The organism is Planctomycetia bacterium (assembly GCA_034440135.1).
Classification (GTDB): domain Bacteria; phylum Planctomycetota; class Planctomycetia; order Pirellulales; family JALHLM01; genus JALHLM01.
The window spans coordinates 1-14,314 of record JAWXBP010000048.1 but is presented as its reverse complement, the minus strand read 5'-3'; the positions used below and the strand labels follow the sequence as shown (position 1 = coordinate 14,314).

13 protein-coding genes and 3 pseudogenes are annotated in these 14,314 nt (G+C 58.5%); 9 read left to right on the top strand and 7 right to left on the bottom strand.

The annotated features are described in order from the left end of the window. Positions 1-557: 557 nt before the first annotated feature. Positions 558-995, top strand: a complete 438-nt coding sequence (locus tag SGJ19_02575) for a hypothetical protein (GenBank protein ID MDZ4779118.1) — start codon at positions 558-560, stop codon at positions 993-995. Positions 996-1,060: 65 nt separating this feature from the next. Here the strand turns inward: SGJ19_02575 and SGJ19_02570 are convergent, their stop codons facing one another. Beyond that, positions 1,061-1,408, bottom strand: a complete 348-nt coding sequence (locus SGJ19_02570; protein MDZ4779117.1) for a hypothetical protein — start codon at positions 1,406-1,408, stop codon at positions 1,061-1,063. 262 nt (positions 1,409-1,670) lie between these two features. On the opposite strand from SGJ19_02570, the gene SGJ19_02565 reads away from it, so the two are divergent. Next, positions 1,671-2,009, top strand: coding sequence for a hypothetical protein (locus tag SGJ19_02565; GenBank protein MDZ4779116.1), 339 nt, complete (start codon positions 1,671-1,673; stop codon positions 2,007-2,009). On the opposite strand, the gene SGJ19_02560 is transcribed toward SGJ19_02565, so the two are convergent. Together SGJ19_02560 and SGJ19_02555 are read right to left on the bottom strand one after the other, a co-directional pair. Further along, positions 1,893-2,441, bottom strand: coding sequence for a DUF892 family protein (locus tag SGJ19_02560; GenBank protein ID MDZ4779115.1), 549 nt, complete (start codon positions 2,439-2,441; stop codon positions 1,893-1,895). The two genes, SGJ19_02565 and SGJ19_02560, sit on opposite strands and share 117 nt — an antisense overlap. 89 nt (positions 2,442-2,530) lie before the next feature. Next, positions 2,531-3,055 carry a hypothetical protein gene (locus SGJ19_02555; GenBank protein MDZ4779114.1) on the bottom strand — a complete coding sequence of 175 codons (525 nt, stop codon included), beginning with the start codon at positions 3,053-3,055 and terminating at the stop codon, positions 2,531-2,533. 549 nt (positions 3,056-3,604) lie between these two features. Here SGJ19_02555 and SGJ19_02550 point away from each other — a divergent pair. The 4 genes and pseudogenes from SGJ19_02550 to SGJ19_02535 all read left to right on the top strand — a co-directional run bounded on the left by SGJ19_02550 (position 3,605) and on the right by SGJ19_02535 (position 7,233). Beyond that, positions 3,605-4,798, top strand: coding sequence for a PQQ-binding-like beta-propeller repeat protein (locus SGJ19_02550; protein MDZ4779113.1), 1,194 nt, complete (start codon positions 3,605-3,607; stop codon positions 4,796-4,798). 89 nt (positions 4,799-4,887) lie between these two features. Then, positions 4,888-5,880: a YihY/virulence factor BrkB family protein gene (locus SGJ19_02545; protein ID MDZ4779112.1), complete on the top strand. Its 993-nt coding sequence runs from the start codon at positions 4,888-4,890 to the stop codon at positions 5,878-5,880. A gap of 41 nt (positions 5,881-5,921) precedes the next feature. Then, positions 5,922-6,680 (top strand): annotated as a pseudogene (locus tag SGJ19_02540) (DUF72 domain-containing protein). 82 nt (positions 6,681-6,762) lie between these two features. After that, on the top strand, positions 6,763-7,233 hold the full coding sequence (locus tag SGJ19_02535) for a hypothetical protein (protein MDZ4779111.1): 471 nt from the start codon (positions 6,763-6,765) through the stop codon (positions 7,231-7,233). Positions 7,234-7,271: 38 nt separating this feature from the next. Here SGJ19_02535 and SGJ19_02530 read toward each other — a convergent pair whose 3' ends face one another. Then, entirely contained in the window at positions 7,272-8,105 is an 834-nt protein-coding gene (locus tag SGJ19_02530; GenBank protein MDZ4779110.1) for a di-heme oxidoredictase family protein, read from the bottom strand. A 702-nt stretch (positions 8,106-8,807) separates the two neighbouring features. On the opposite strand from SGJ19_02530, the gene SGJ19_02525 reads away from it, so the two are divergent. After that, complete coding sequence (locus SGJ19_02525) at positions 8,808-9,539, top strand: SRPBCC family protein (protein ID MDZ4779109.1); 732 nt, start codon at positions 8,808-8,810, stop codon at positions 9,537-9,539. Between the two features lie 46 nt (positions 9,540-9,585). Then, positions 9,586-10,008: pseudogene (locus SGJ19_02520) on the top strand (EamA family transporter). Between the two features lie 642 nt (positions 10,009-10,650). Here SGJ19_02520 and SGJ19_02515 read toward each other — a convergent pair. Genes SGJ19_02515 through SGJ19_02505 form a run of 3 tightly spaced genes read right to left on the bottom strand, consistent with a single transcriptional unit; the run spans position 10,651 to position 11,580 of the window. Next, on the bottom strand, positions 10,651-10,932 hold the full coding sequence (locus tag SGJ19_02515; GenBank protein MDZ4779108.1) for a DUF5985 family protein: 282 nt from the start codon (positions 10,930-10,932) through the stop codon (positions 10,651-10,653). A 3-nt stretch (positions 10,933-10,935) separates the two neighbouring features. Continuing rightward, positions 10,936-11,196, bottom strand: coding sequence for a DUF5985 family protein (locus SGJ19_02510; protein MDZ4779107.1), 261 nt, complete (start codon positions 11,194-11,196; stop codon positions 10,936-10,938). Continuing rightward, complete coding sequence (locus SGJ19_02505) at positions 11,197-11,580, bottom strand: hypothetical protein (GenBank protein MDZ4779106.1); 384 nt, start codon at positions 11,578-11,580, stop codon at positions 11,197-11,199. A 409-nt stretch (positions 11,581-11,989) separates the two neighbouring features. On the opposite strand from SGJ19_02505, the pseudogene SGJ19_02500 reads away from it, so the two are divergent. After that, a pseudogene (locus tag SGJ19_02500) lies at positions 11,990-14,212 on the top strand (HAMP domain-containing protein). Positions 14,213-14,314 lie beyond the last annotated feature (102 nt).

The window sequence follows — 14,314 nt, the reverse complement described above, 5'->3', positions numbered from 1 at the left end:
CTGCTCAGTGTCACTGGTTTCGTCAACACCCAGCAACATGAAGCAGACCTACCGTTGACTCAACTCATCCCCTCATTCCCCGGAATTGGGTGAAGAACCCAATTTAAGCACGCCCCTCCACAAGTCAGCAGGCAGTCCGATGTGGGCAAGCCCTCGGCCGGGTTTCCAGGAGTTTTCTCATGCATTCGAGACTGCGGGCAACCAATTCAGGCCAGGCCTCGCCTCACCCCCGACGGATTTTGCGTTCACCCCTCCGCGGCCATCGCATATTTCCTTCGATGCTTCAGCGATCGCCGATTTTCACGATTCGAGCCACAACTTGAGCGGCACTGCGGGAATCGGCCGCCCGAGCGCGCCGGATATTACCCCTCGCTCCTTGGTGGTTCCGGAGGCAGGGTCAATTGCAATCTGGACTTTGATCGGGGTCACGCTGCTCGGGTTGCTGCGAATGCGGCGCGGCCGATTAGACTGACATTCTTCTTTTTGGCATTTAGAGCATCGAATCAACTTTTCGGCCGGCCGCGCCTCTCGGCAGTCGACTGACGTGTCCCAACCGTATGAGATCACTCACCCTGCTATTCTTGGTCCTCGTCGCTCTCAGTGAAGTTTGCGGCGTCCGCTGGCTCGGCGTTGATATTCTGCCGACCGACCCCTGGAGTGCGTCGGCTTCGCTGCTGCTCGCGGATTGGATCGTGGGAGAATATCGCATGATGGATTCCTGGACCATTGGGATCTGGCTGCTGATTGCCGGAGCCGCTTGGCTGACTCTGTCGATCAGCAAGCCAGCCGAAGAATTCCCCTGGTCGCGATCACGAGGCATTGAGAAACGTGCTGTTACGCCGCGGCCCGATGTCATGCGGCCTGTGCCAAGCCCGACAGCGCAGGACTTAATCGGCGGGATGACACATGCGGAGTGGCGAGCACGAGTGTTTGAAAAGCGCCCGCCGACGCTAACGCAAATGTCAACGGTCAAACTAGCATCCAAGACGGGTTGATCTGCACGATCAGACAAGGCCACGACTGAGCTGAGCCAATTGGGACAGAATGATGTGCGCTCCAACTACGCCCGTTTAAAGCCTCTGATTTGCGAAGACGGCAGAGACTTCTGTCTCAGCCGCATAGCGACGACGCTCAACCTCAGCGCCAGCTGCCCGGAAGCCGCCGCCCATCGATCCAAGCGACGATCTTTCGCAACGATGGCACGTTTGACCAACTCGGCACGCTCGGCCGCGAGGAGAGCTGGGCACTCGATGTCAATCAGAGGGATGAAATCGTCGGCCGCGCCTTTGCCTTCGGTCCAGGCGGGCTCATCCCCAAAGCATTTGTCACGGAATGGTCGCGACATGGTTGACATCTTGGAGAATTCGTACAATCCGGACGGCTGGCTGCTCGTCGAAGCTACGGCCATCAACGACCTCGGCGTGATTGTCGGTAATAGACTGTTCCACGGCGAGCTAAGGGATTTCAAAGTTACTCATGTACCGGAACCGTCGAGCAGGTCGCTTGTCGCGTCGGCCGTGCTTGCCCTCGCTGAGTACCGATGGCGAGTTCGAGGATTTGCTCATCACATGACACGCTCAGGGGAGCATGGAGGCCGTGCCAGCTGACTTCATCGTGAACAAGCGTTACATTCCGTCGCCTCCTCCGCCTATTTGACAGGAGGATGTGCCATGTTAAGTGCAATCGTGCAAGGGGCGGTGTCCCCGGTGCGGTGGTCATTTCCGCTGGCAGCCGCGTCGGCATTGCTGTATCGGTTTCCTATTCCACTGGCCGGCTATCAGAGTGGTGCCAGCGCTATCATTCCGAGCCTGGTCGCTGCAGGCATCTACGGTCTCCTCGGAGTCTTTCCGCTGATGGCCGCCCTCGGCGGCGCAGCGGGCTGGTTCGCCCGTTCAAGGGTTCCCGACGAGAAGGGCGTCATCTACCCAATCCAGTTGATCAGCTTCGTGATCGCGGCAATTGGCGTGACGATCATGGCCAATTTGGACTACGTGATTGGACCGTGGTAGCCAACTCTGGCTCCACCCGAGCGCGGGCCTCCGGCGTTCGCTGATCTGCGTAAAATAAGGGAGCGATCGATCAATGGATGTGCCATAGGTGGCAATTTCGTAGTGCTCGACTTTCTGCGCCAGGCCGATGAGCACGGCGTCCATCACGTCGGGTTCGGCATCTTCCTCCATCATTTCCTTGGCTTCCTCAATCAGACCGGCCATGGCATCGCATTTTTTCGCTTTGGCGGCCTTGCCCGTGTCGTTGAAGGCGGCTTCCACCCTTTGCACGTGTTGCTTCGTCTGTTCCAGGTGCTCCGTGATCGCCTCCGCAAGTTTCTTGTCACTGGCTTTCTTGGCCATTTTCGGGAGCGCCTTCACGAGTTGCTTTTCGGCATGGTAGATGTCGCAGAGTTCGTCGTAGAAGGCATCCGCGAGAGTGGAGAGGGGCATTTTGATCCTGGGGGTTGAAAATTTCGGAGTGAATGTGGTGGTCAGACAGCAGTGAAGCAAAGGGCCTCCGTGCCCTGTGGGTGAAAAACCTACCGCCCGTCGCCGTCAGCATCCCCTGGCAACGTGCGTTCGATGCGGTCCCATGCGTCCCGGGCCGCCAGCTTAGCCTTGTCCCAACCGAGTGTGGAGCGACCACGGGAGGTTTCCCAATTTCTCGCCAGGTCCCGCTCAACTTCATCGAAGGTGCGGATGTCGCTGCGTTGGCGCGCGTCCACTCCGTAGCGATAGGCAGGCCGGTATTCGTCGAAAGAAGTGCCTTCCGAGTAATACGGTCGAGAAGTAAAGTTTTCCTCCCAATAGGCTTCTTCGACCGACGGGTCGATGTTTTCAGCCACGCTCTTACCGGCAAGTCCGCCGACAACGCCTCCGACGATGGCCCCGGCCACAGCTCCTGCTGGTCCCGCCATTGCGCCGGCGGCAGCGCCAGCGGCGACGCCTCCCAATGCTGTGCCCACTCCTGTTCCCACCGGATGAGCCCCCGGCGCGCCGGTGATCGGATCTGGATTGGCGGCAGGATCGTTCGTGCGATGATTTAGTTCTTTGCGAATAGCCATCGATGGCTCCTTTCGTGGTCGCGAAATTGCGTGTCAGAAGACTGACCATCTTTTGATGGCCATTGCGAAACGCAAACGGCATACCAGCCCGCCAACAAGTGATTCCGTCGGAAATTCGATTGGCAGTGATTTGGAAACGCCCAGCCCGGACGGTCGGCGTCCCTGACAGTGGTGGCCATCGCAAATGCGATGACATGCTTCGCCCACCTCCCGCACACCAGTGCGTTTCATCAACGTCGCGCTTGCTGACGGCTTCCAGCAGCACGAGGTATGGGAACTCTCGGCGCTTGTGTCCGCATGCTACCGGCTTCTCTGACCGGCACGGCTTTTGCGATTCGAATTTCACTTCTCGGGGAAATCACGTTCGTGTGATCTCGACGATCCTCGCCATGGCTGATCAATCGCGGTTGCACTGCATTCCTTGTTTTTGAGCTTGGAAACCGACCAATGCTGCGACATGTCGTATCCATAGTGTTCCTTTCCGCGGTGTGCGTCAGTCCATTGAAAGCCGAGGACTGGCCGCGCTTTCGTGGCGCGGACGGGACTGGTGTGTCTCGCGAACAGGGACTATTGCAGAGTTGGCCTAAAGGCGGTCCGACGCTGCTGTGGCAAACCCGTGGTGCTGGCCGGGGCTACGGAAGCGTCGCCATTGCGGGGGACCAACTATTTGCGCTGGGCGACAGCCCAGCCGAAACGAACGACGACGCTGAGTATCTGGTCGCGTTCACTCGAGAAAGCGGAACACCGATTTGGAAGCAAAAAGTAAGTAGAGCATGGAATGAAGGCGAGCCCAGTTGGCAAGGAGCGCGCTCGACGCCGACCGTGGACGGAAACTTAGTTTGCGTGCTGGGCGCGCACGGCGACTTAGTGTGTTGCGACGCTGTCACGGGCCAGGAAAGGTGGCGGCGGCAACTGGGAAAGGATTTCAGCGGCCTCAAGGCAGACTCGTGGGGGTATAGCGAATCGGTGCTCATCGACGAGGACCGAGTCGTTTGCACGCCAGGCGGCCCGACGGCCACGATGGTCGCCTTGAACAAAAACACCGGCGAAGTCATTTGGAAATGCTCGCGTCAAGCGGATCGAGGAGCCGGACATGCCTCGATCGTCATGGCGCGAATCGGTGACACTAGAGTCTATTTGCAGACCACGGGAAGCGGCGCAATGGCGGTCCGCGCTCAGGACGGCAAATTGCTGTGGACGAATACGTTCGACGCGACGATCGCCGTTGCCCCAAATCCTATCGTCCACGGCGATCTGGTGTTTTTCTCCGCCGGCTATGGGCGCGGCGGGGCATTGATCCAACAAGTGCAACAAAATGATGAAATCCGCGCCACCGCAGTGTATGGATGGCGACGCGAGCTCGCCAATAAGCACGGCGGCGTAATCCTCATGGAAAACTGCTTGTTCGGCGATTCCGACGATCGAGGGCTCCCGTTCTGCGCGGATTTGAAGACCGGAAAACTCCTCTGGCGGTCGCGCGGGTCGGGGCAGGGCTCCGTCGCGATGGCAGGAGCAGACGGTTGCCTATATTTGCGCTTTAGCGATGGCACGATGACGTTGGCCAAAGCGGCTTCGTCCGGCTACCGCGAAACCGGATCCTTTCGAATTCCGGGCAGTGGCGAATTGCCAAGTTGGTCGCATCCTGCCATCGCGGATGCACGGCTCTTTCTTCGCGAGCAAGATTCGATTCTGTGCTACGACCTGCAACGTCCGGATGCTTTGGCGGACAGTTCCAGCGACTGACTAAACACGAACGATAGGTTCGCCTTTCGGCCTCGATGATGTCCTCTAACCCTCCAAGCCGTTGGCATTCGATAGCGCGATGGGCGCTGATGACCGTCGCATTAGTTGCCGCCGGAAAAAAATCGCCAGTCCGTCGAGTGAAGCAGCCGCTGCCCGCCAGACATCGTCGGACGCAGTCTGCAAGCCCGTCATGGTTCGCTCTCGTAAAGCAAACCTTTCAAGATTGGCAAGACGACAAAGCTCCCCGCCTCGGGGCAGCGTTGGCTTACTACTCCATCTTCTCCCTCGCACCTCTGCTGGTGGTTTGTCTGGCCGTCGCAGGAATGTTCTTCGACGGCGACCGCGTATTCGATGAATTGGAGGCGCAACTGAGTCAACTGCTCGGCGACAAGGGAGCGGCGGCGGTTGAAGAGCTGTTGCGGGCGGCGCAGAAGCCGGCCCAGGGCACGATCGCGACTATCACCGGGGCGATCGTTTTACTCTGGGGTGCATCCGGTGTATTTGCGCAGCTTCAGGACGCCCTCAATACGATCTGGGAAGTGAAGCCGAAGCCAGGGCGCGGCGTGTGGGGAACCATCAAGTCCCGCTTCCTATCCTTCACCATGGTGCTGGGCACCGGCTTCCTCTTACTAATCTCCCTGGTCCTGTCGACCTTTCTCCAGGCCGTTGGCGCATGGACCTCGCGCACAATGGGCGGCCCTGAGTGGTTCCTCCAGGCGCTCAACCTATTGGGTTCCTATGCGGTCATTAGCCTACTCTTCGCCATGATCTTCAAATTCGTTCCCGATGCCGTGATCCGGTGGCGGGACGTTTGGATCGGTGCTGCCGCCACCGCAGCGCTCTTTGTGGTAGGTAAGTGGGCAATTGGCCTGTATTTGGGCCGCGGTGGAATCAGCACTGCGTTTGGCTCGGCGGCTTCCTTGGTGCTGGTCTTGGTGTGGGTCTATTACTCCGCTCAGATTCTGTTTCTCGGGGCCGAGTTCACGCAGGCCTATGCCTCCATGTATGGTTCGCGGGTTATTCCCGCACCGGATGCCGAATCGACTACTGTCGATGATCGTGCTCAGGAGGGTCTTGAGTAGCATTTTTTGGCAACCCAAAACTCTCAATCGGAATTGGGGATATGAGTGACCTTTATATCGGGTCGGCTGGTTGGAGCCTTCGCCGGGATCACTTTGGTCTCTTTTCCGAACACGGCACTCACCTCCAACGCTATGCTTCGCGATTTAACGCCGTCGAGATCAACTCGTCTTTCTATCGTCCGCACCGCTACTCAACCTATCGGCGTTGGGCCGACTCGACGCCGGAACAGTTCGCGTTTAGCGTCAAAATCCCAAAAGAGATTACGCACTCGCTGCGATTGCGAAACGCGGATGAGCGCATTGAGAACTTTCTTGGTGGCGTGTCGGGTTTAGGCCGAAAGCTCGGAGTGCTATTGGTTCAGTTGCCGCCGAGTTTTGCGTTTGAACCCGTCACAGCCCACTCCTTTTTCTCCACGTTGCGATCACTGACTGAGACGCCGATTGTTTGTGAACCAAGACATGACTCGTGGTTTTCAATGGAGGCCGCCGCACTGCTCGACGAACAGCGAGTGAGCCGTGTGATGGCCGATCCACCAGTACAGGCTAGCGGCGTACAGCACACTCGTACTTTGACTTGCGTCTATTTTCGCTAGCATGGCTCGCCGCGGATCTACTACTCTAAATACGATGCGCCGTCCCTGCACGCCTTGGCCAATCAGGTTCTCGCCGCAGGTGCTACCGCCAATAGGGTGTGGTGCATCTTCGACAATACGGCCGAAGGTGCTGCCACAGTGAACGCGCTGGAGTTTTTCAACATACTGCGGGGGCAACCACAGGCGGGCGAACTTATTGGCTCCTAGCGAAGCTGACCGACTGCAGCGGTGTGAAGCCTGGCGTCGGCCTGCGTTACGAGCATCTGTTTTCAACGTGAGGAAGCGCTCAATGTCTAATCACGAAAATCTAAGCACCTACATCCAAGATCATTTGGCCGGAGCACGATTTGCCGTGAACCTGCTGGAAGACTTGTCCAAAAACTCGCCGCGACGAATCGCGACAATGGCGAATCGGCTACTGCCGGAAATTGAACAGGATCGTGCCGTGTTGGAACGAATCTTGGATCGACTGGAGAGGCGGATCAGCTATTCCAAAGAATTCGTAGCGTGGTTCGCTCAAAAGGCCGGCAGGATCAAACTTTCGCTGTCCACGGCTTTCGGGCAATTCGAGGCGGTTGAAACATTATCGCTTGGTGTACTGGGGAAGCTCGCTCTCTGGCGAACCTTACAAACGATCGAGCCAACGCCCGCATGGTTGACGGAGGTGGATTTGTCAGGGCTGATTCAACGTGCTCGTGCCCAGCACCGCCAATTGGAGCGTTTGAGGCTCCAGCTCGCCAAGGCGGCGTTCGGTCGATAGCCATGGGCACGTGTCGCCCAACCCTGCCTCATCGAGCACTACGGCGAATAATTCGGACCATGAAGTGCGTTCAAGAAGGCCACCAGCGATTGTTTTCGTCGCGGAGATAGTCGACGAAAGCGCCCCGCGACTTGGGTAGCCTCACCGCCATGCGCGGCAATCGCTTCGTGGAGTGTTGCAGCACGCCCGTCGTGAAGGTAAGGCGCAGTGTCAGCGACGCACCATAGTGGTGGCGTGCGCCACTTGCTCGACAGCTCTGTTCCACTGAATGCTCCCAAATAGTCCGCCGCAGTCAGCGGGAATCCGCCAGGAGGAACACCTGGCATGTTAGCAATGCCACTTCGCGCAGTTGACGAGCCCGTTTGCGTCGGCGCATCGGCAAGCTGCGGACCCATCTCGTGCAGCAAGAGGTCGCTATACAGTCCCGACACATCCGCTAACGTCTCAACATGGCAGTTGGCACAGCCGATTTGATTGAAAAGTTCGTGTCCTTCTTTAACTGGTCCCGCGCTGGTATTTGCTTCGAGCGGCACGGGTAGCGCCGCCACAAATGCAGTCAGTGCTGCGACATCACTGGCCTCCAGGTCGATCCCATGTGCCGCTGGGTTCGTCGCGAGAGGATCTTCTGCTTGCGGATGACCGTTGACCTCTAGGCCCAATTCATTCGCACAAGCGCTCCCCACGAAATCTGCGAGAGAAGCGATTTGTGCCCGCCAGCCAAACCGTCCGACATCGCCACCGATTTCCGTCACTTGGCCGGCAATGCCGTCGTCGTCGTTCGCTTGGGCGTCGGACAAGGCACGAATTGCCTCCGCGGGAATGCGATTGATTCGCCCTGCGCCAAAGAGCGCCGGCGAGCTTCGCTCACTCACAAGGAACGGACGGCCATCCCGCGCGCCGAATCGCAGTTTAGCTCCTCGGGGCAGAGCAGTCCCCCGCGGAGGACAGGCGCTCAAATCGCTGAGCCAGCCGCGTCGCCACTGGTCGTAGCCGGTTGGCGTGCCGAATCGATGCAGAATCTTCGACTGATTGCTTCCCAGCCCTGGGAAAGAGCCCAAACTCAGCCGAGCACGATCGAGCCCGCTGAGCAACACTTGGGGATTGAATCCTCCGGCCTGCAACTCCGTGATCACTGTGAGGTTCTGTTCATTGGTGCCGCTTCCACCTTACCCTCCTTGCTGGTGGCACGTAACGCATCTGTTTGCATTGTAGACAGGTCCTAACCCGTCGCCGGATGCCACGCCCGCCTCACCATGCATCCATTCATACGAAAACAGCTCCTGGCCGCGCTCCTGCAAGTCCAGCGCGCTGGCGGCGCACGGTGCCAAGCCAACCACGAGAATTGCGATACCAATGGTAAATCGTGTGGAACTCATGTTCGTTATACGGAAGTGTTCGTGGATTAATTCACCATAGGGAACCAGTCGCGCGTTGACAACCCGCTGCGCCAATTCGAATTGGCAACTAGCTCCGATCGAGTTTCGTCAATGACCGTTTTGAGCCGTCGGGCAGGAGGCTCACGCGTCGCGGCATTCCATTTGCGGAAAGGACAACCCAAGAAAGGTAACCTTGCCATGTCCGACACATCCATGATTCACGAAATCCCGTTGCGTTCCAAGTCCATCAATGTTCATGAGGGTGAGCGAATTCTCAGCGTCGCCAGCGGTGCCTTGGTGTTGCTCTGTGCGCTGGATCGCCGCCCTCTCGGAGCATTGACAGGCTTTCTGATCGGTGGCGGCTTGGTCTATCGGGGCCTCACGGGCCATTGTCAGCTCTACGACAAGCTGGGAATCTCCACCGCGCCCAATGCAGAAATGCGAGGCGTGCCGGCTCAACATGGTGAACGCCTGGAGCGCCAGCTGGTCATTCAAGCTCCACCAGAAAAGGTCTATAAGTTCTGGCGCGAACTCTCCAATTTGCCCAGCGTGTTGACGCACGTTTCGTCTGTCGTGCAACTGGATGAGCGTCACTCCCGTTGGAAGGCGGAAACCCCTCACGGGACGACCTTGGAGTGGCAGGCTGAAATCATCACCGATGAACCGAACCGGCTGATCGCTTGGCAATCGCTGCCCGGCGGATCGCTGAGTACGGCAGGATCGGTCAGATTTGAACCGCTGGGGAAGGGTGAGCAGACGCGCGTGACGTTGAACCTGAAGTACGATCCGCCTGGTGGAAAACTTGGAGTGTGGGTCGCCAAGGCGCTCGGCGTGGACTTACTGACTGATTTGAACGAAGACTTGCGTGCGTTCAAACAGCAGATGGAAACTCCCTCGGTTGCGGGAACTCCACGGAAACTTGCGACCTGACCGCATTTTCGCCGGTCTGTCAAATCCACCGGTCGCGTCGCCTCAGATGAGTAACTCCTGGTGGATCTGGGCCTTGCTGTCGGCGCTGTTCGCGGCAATCACTTCCATTCTGGTCAAAATCGGCCTCCGGGATGTGAATGCCGATTTTGCCACGCTGATCCGCACGGCCGTTATTCTATTTGGACTTAGCGCGTTCGTCGCTTTTCAAGGGAACTGGAGCAATCCATTTCAGGTGGACGTCAAACCGCTCGTCTTCCTGGCCGCTTCAGGATTGGCGACCTGCGCTTCCTGGGTTTGATACGCTCGGGCATTGGAAGTCGGCGACGCTTCTAAAGTCGATCCGATCGACAAGCTCAGTGTCATCTTGGTCGCCGTATTGGCCTTCGCCTTTCTGGGTGAACGGCCGCAGGGATGCGAGTGGCTGGAAATCTTGATGATCGGTGTTGGTGCGGTCGTCTTAGCAATTAAGTCGGCATGCCGCGCCAGGAGCGGTTCACGAATCTTGCAGAGTATTATTCGACACTCTTTCGCGAGCTGACCCATTCCACCTGCCACCGGAGGCGCCTGACGCGAAAATGCATCGTCGACGGTATCCACTTCGGCGGCCAGACCTACAGCCAAGAGGAACCGATTGCAACATTGGGGGCGGCATTTGTGATGGGCCACTGCGACCTGGCTAATCCACACTCGACAACTCCGCCGCCTATATGCGCGTGCTCATCCGCAACTGTTCGTGCCCTGGAGACTTGGCGTGTTCCCGTGCGGCTCGAGTGATGGGAGCCGGGTGAATTGAGAAATTCACGATTGCGCTTAGCGAAATCGCACTCAGCAGTGGGGAAACAAACACCCCTGCGCTATGCGAACATTGCCTGCCGACAATCGCCGGCCCAGTATTCGGCGCTTCGGTCCGTGGATTGCTGGATTCGGCCAGTCGAAATGCAGGGTGAGAACGTCGTGCAAGAGGAAAGGAAAACGTCATGGCCAAGTACCGCAAGGAGGCGCAGAACTAGGTGAGACGCGCCGTTCGCGAATTCCAGGACGGAGAGCTGCGCAGCGGCCGCGCGCAAAATTGCCAACAAATTGCGGCTCGCCGTCGACCGCGCTTACTTGTTCACTCAACGAGACCGCCTTGTGGCGGCGCCTCGTTCCGGTTCTTGTCGACGATGGCGGCCAAGATCAGTAAATAGGCGATCAAGCGAATGCTGTAGATCAGAATTCGATCTTCGCTTTGATTGATCGTCAGCCCCACGGCCAACCGGGTTAAGCCCAGTAGCCAAAAAGCGCTCGCGAAGATAATGAACAGCCGATCGCCCGTGCGCCGCCAAAAGCGCAGAAAAAATAGGCCGGCGATCAAGCAGGCCATGGCGATGGCGCCGCGTGTGAATTGATCCATGGTTCACCGATCCGATTCCCAAACAAGGCCAAACAACAGCAGCGTCCACGAAAGCAGCCCGACGCTATTACGAAGTTGTTCCAAGTCGATGTGTGGATATATGACCAGATCGAAAAAGAGCAGGGTGTTTTCGATCGTCAGGCCGATGAAGAACAGCGTGCTCCAGAGGAGCAGACTCACGCGGCGCAGACGGTAGCTGCGCCACAATAACAGGGCGCAGGCGAGACTCGTGCAGGCGCTCAAAACGTAGACTGCGATCGCCATTTACTGCTCCTTACGTAGCTTGAAGGCGTCCGCGAATGATTGCATACGATCGACCGGTTGACTGTAGATCAAAGACACCATGGCGGCGCGGCGAACGCGGTACAACTCGGCCACGGCGTCAACCTTCGCTTGAAGCGTCTCGTCGACGGGGGCGTAGCAGTACGCGGATGGATTCGCGTCATCAGGGCGCAAAAGACCGCGCCCGGCGAGTTCGCGTAGCGGCGTGTGCATCATATCTCGGGAGGCTTGCAACGCTCCGGCTACATCGTCGGACGTGAATGCGCGGCCGGGCGTGGAACGGAGCAGCAGCAGAATCTCTAACTTGACCACCGAGTCGAACGACTCGTGGACAAAGCGGCGGATGTCGTCCGGAATATCCGTCATCCCAACTATTTTTCCGGTGAGCGGTATCCAGAAGCGACATCGGGATTGCGGAACATAGGGCGACGAGTACGACGGGGTTCACCGGTCGAAAAACTGCCAGCCTGTCGCAATGTGTGGTCAAAAAAGTGTCACCAAGGCTGATTGGAGACCAAAAACCGCCCCAAAGGCGGTCGTTCAGCACTCGGTCCGGCATTTGCACGTCTCGTGCCGGGATAACACAGTTTCGGCGATCCGACAGGTCCGTTTCGCGCCCCTGCTGCGCTGGCAGTTTGTCGCTCGGGGGAATGACGTGCGTATCGCGTGGATACTCGTCGCTGGCGAAATCTTTTAGGATTCCACCCGCCGTCATTCACTGGGAGCGCCCGCCGTGGCAACTGTTCAGGAATCGAGCGTTGCATCTGACCACGAGATGCGACAAGTTTTCCAAGCACTCACGGCGCTGAAGAAGGGGGATTTTTCGCGGCGGCTGCCGACCGATTGGACCGGACTGCCTGGCAAGTTGGCCGACGCGTTCAATGATGCCGCGGAGTTGCACGAGCAATTGGTAGGCGAGTTGGAGCGCCTCAGTCGCGTGGTCGGCCGCGAAGGAAAGATCGGCGAACGGGCGTCGCTCGGCGGCGCGACCGGGGCTTGGGCGGCGTCGATTTCGTCGATCAATCAGTTGGTCGGCGACTTGGTCCATCCGACCGTTGAAACGGCCCGTGTTATTGGCGCCGTGGCTAAGGGAGATCTCTCCCAATCGATGGCGCTCGAGATCGACGATCGGCCCTTGGGCGGTGAATTCTTGCGCACTGCCAAGGTCGTCAATCGCATGGTCGATCAGTTGAGTTCATTTGCTTCGGAAGTGACCCGCGTGGCCCGCGAAGTGGGTACCGAGGGAAAGCTCGGCGGCCAGGCCAAGGTGAAAGGCGTGGCTGGCACCTGGAAAGATCTCACGGATAACGTGAACCTGATGGCCGGCAATTTGACCGGTCAGGTGCGCAACATCGCCGCGGTCACGACTGCTGTGGCTAACGGCGACTTGACGACGAAAATCACGGTCGACGTTCGCGGCGAATTTCTAGAACTGAAGAACACCATCAACACGATGGTCGATCAACTCCGGTCGTTTGCTTCGGAAGTGACCCGCGTGGCCCGCGAAGTGGGCACCGAGGGAAAACTCGGCGGCCAAGCCCGCGTGGAAGGCGTGTCCGGTACCTGGAAAGACCTGACGGATAACGTCAACTCCATGGCTGGCAACTTGACAGGCCAGGTGCGGAACATCGCGGCGGTGACGACGGCCGTCGCCAAGGGGGACTTGTCGAAGAAGATCACCGTCGACGTGAAGGGAGAGATTCTCGAACTGAAAAACACCGTCAACACGATGGTGGATCAGCTCAGCTCTTTCGCGGCGGAGGTGACGCGTGTGGCGCGCGAAGTGGGTTCCGAAGGCAAGCTCGGCGGTCAGGCCGACGTGAAAGGCGTGGCCGGAACTTGGAAGGATCTCACCGATAGCGTGAACTCGATGGCCGGCAATCTCACCGGCCAGGTGCGCAACATTGCGGAAGTGACAACTGCCGTGGCCAACGGCGACTTGTCGAAAAAAATCACGGTCGACGTGAAAGGTGAGATTCTCGAACTGAAGAACACCGTCAACACGATGGTGGATCAGCTCAGCTCCTTCGCGGCGGAAGTGACCCGCGTGGCCCGCGAAGTGGGCACCGAAGGCAAACTCGGCGGCCAGGCCGATGTGAAAGGCGTGGCGGGGACGTGGAAGGACCTTACCGATAGCGTAAATTCGATGGCCGGCAATCTCACCGGCCAGGTGCGCAACATCGCCGAAGTGACGACCGCCGTGGCGAATGGCGACTTGTCGAAAAAGATTACCGTCGACGTGCGCGGCGAGATTCTCGAACTCAAAGACACGATCAACACGATGGTCGATCAGCTCCGCTCGTTCGCGGCAGAGGTGACGCGCGTGGCGCGCGAGGTCGGTACGGAAGGCAAGCTCGGCGGGCAGGCTAACGTGCTCGGCGTGGCCGGTACTTGGGCGGACCTCACCGACAGCGTGAACTTCATGGCCGGCAATCTCACCGGTCAGGTCCGCAACATCGCCGACGTGACCAAGGCCGTGGCGAACGGCGACTTAACGAAGAAAGTCACCGTCGACGTGAAGGGGGAGATTCTCGAGCTGAAAAACACCGTCAATACGATGGTCGATCAGCTTAGCTCGTTCGCGGCGGAAGTGACGCGTGTGGCGCGCGAAGTCGGCACCGATGGTCGCCTCGGCGGCCAAGCGGAAGTGGAAGGCGTGGCCGGCACCTGGAAGGACTTGACCGACAGCGTCAATTTCATGGCCAGCAACCTGACCGGCCAGGTGCGCAATATCGCCGAAGTGACGACTGCGGTGGCGAACGGCGATCTGTCGAAGAAAATCACCGTCGATGTGCGCGGCGAAATTCTGGAGCTCAAGAACACTATCAATACGATGGTCGATCAACTACGCTCGTTCGCGGCGGAAGTGACCCGCGTCGCGCGCGAAGTCGGTACGGAAGGGAAACTGGGCGGTCAAGCCGACGTGCGGGGCGTGGCCGGCACTTGGAAGGATCTCACGGACAGCGTCAACTTCATGGCCAGCAACCTGACCGGCCAGTTTCCCTTCCGTACCGACTTCGCGCGCGACGCGGGTCACTTCCGCCGCGAACGACCGTAGTTGATCGACCATCGTATTGATAGAGTTCTTGAGCTCCAGAAT

What these genes read in the sequence shown, in the direction of transcription:
- SGJ19_02505 (MDZ4779106.1), bottom strand. Translation starts at nt 11,580, where the DNA reads ATGACGGATATTCCGGACGACATCCGCCGCTTTGTCCACGAGTCGTTC.
- SGJ19_02525 (MDZ4779109.1), top strand. Translation starts at nt 8,808, where the DNA reads ATGTCCGACACATCCATGATTCACGAAATCCCGTTGCGTTCCAAGTCC.
- SGJ19_02535 (MDZ4779111.1), top strand. Translation starts at nt 6,763, where the DNA reads ATGTCTAATCACGAAAATCTAAGCACCTACATCCAAGATCATTTGGCC.
- SGJ19_02565 (MDZ4779116.1), top strand. Translation starts at nt 1,671, where the DNA reads ATGTTAAGTGCAATCGTGCAAGGGGCGGTGTCCCCGGTGCGGTGGTCA.
- SGJ19_02555 (MDZ4779114.1), bottom strand. Translation starts at nt 3,055, where the DNA reads ATGGCTATTCGCAAAGAACTAAATCATCGCACGAACGATCCTGCCGCC.
- SGJ19_02510 (MDZ4779107.1), bottom strand. Translation starts at nt 11,196, where the DNA reads ATGGCGATCGCAGTCTACGTTTTGAGCGCCTGCACGAGTCTCGCCTGC.
- SGJ19_02575 (MDZ4779118.1), top strand. Translation starts at nt 558, where the DNA reads ATGAGATCACTCACCCTGCTATTCTTGGTCCTCGTCGCTCTCAGTGAA.
- SGJ19_02570 (MDZ4779117.1), bottom strand. Translation starts at nt 1,408, where the DNA reads ATGGCCGTAGCTTCGACGAGCAGCCAGCCGTCCGGATTGTACGAATTC.
- SGJ19_02515 (MDZ4779108.1), bottom strand. Translation starts at nt 10,932, where the DNA reads ATGGATCAATTCACACGCGGCGCCATCGCCATGGCCTGCTTGATCGCC.
- SGJ19_02545 (MDZ4779112.1), top strand. Translation starts at nt 4,888, where the DNA reads ATGACCGTCGCATTAGTTGCCGCCGGAAAAAAATCGCCAGTCCGTCGA.
- SGJ19_02560 (MDZ4779115.1), bottom strand. Translation starts at nt 2,441, where the DNA reads ATGCCCCTCTCCACTCTCGCGGATGCCTTCTACGACGAACTCTGCGAC.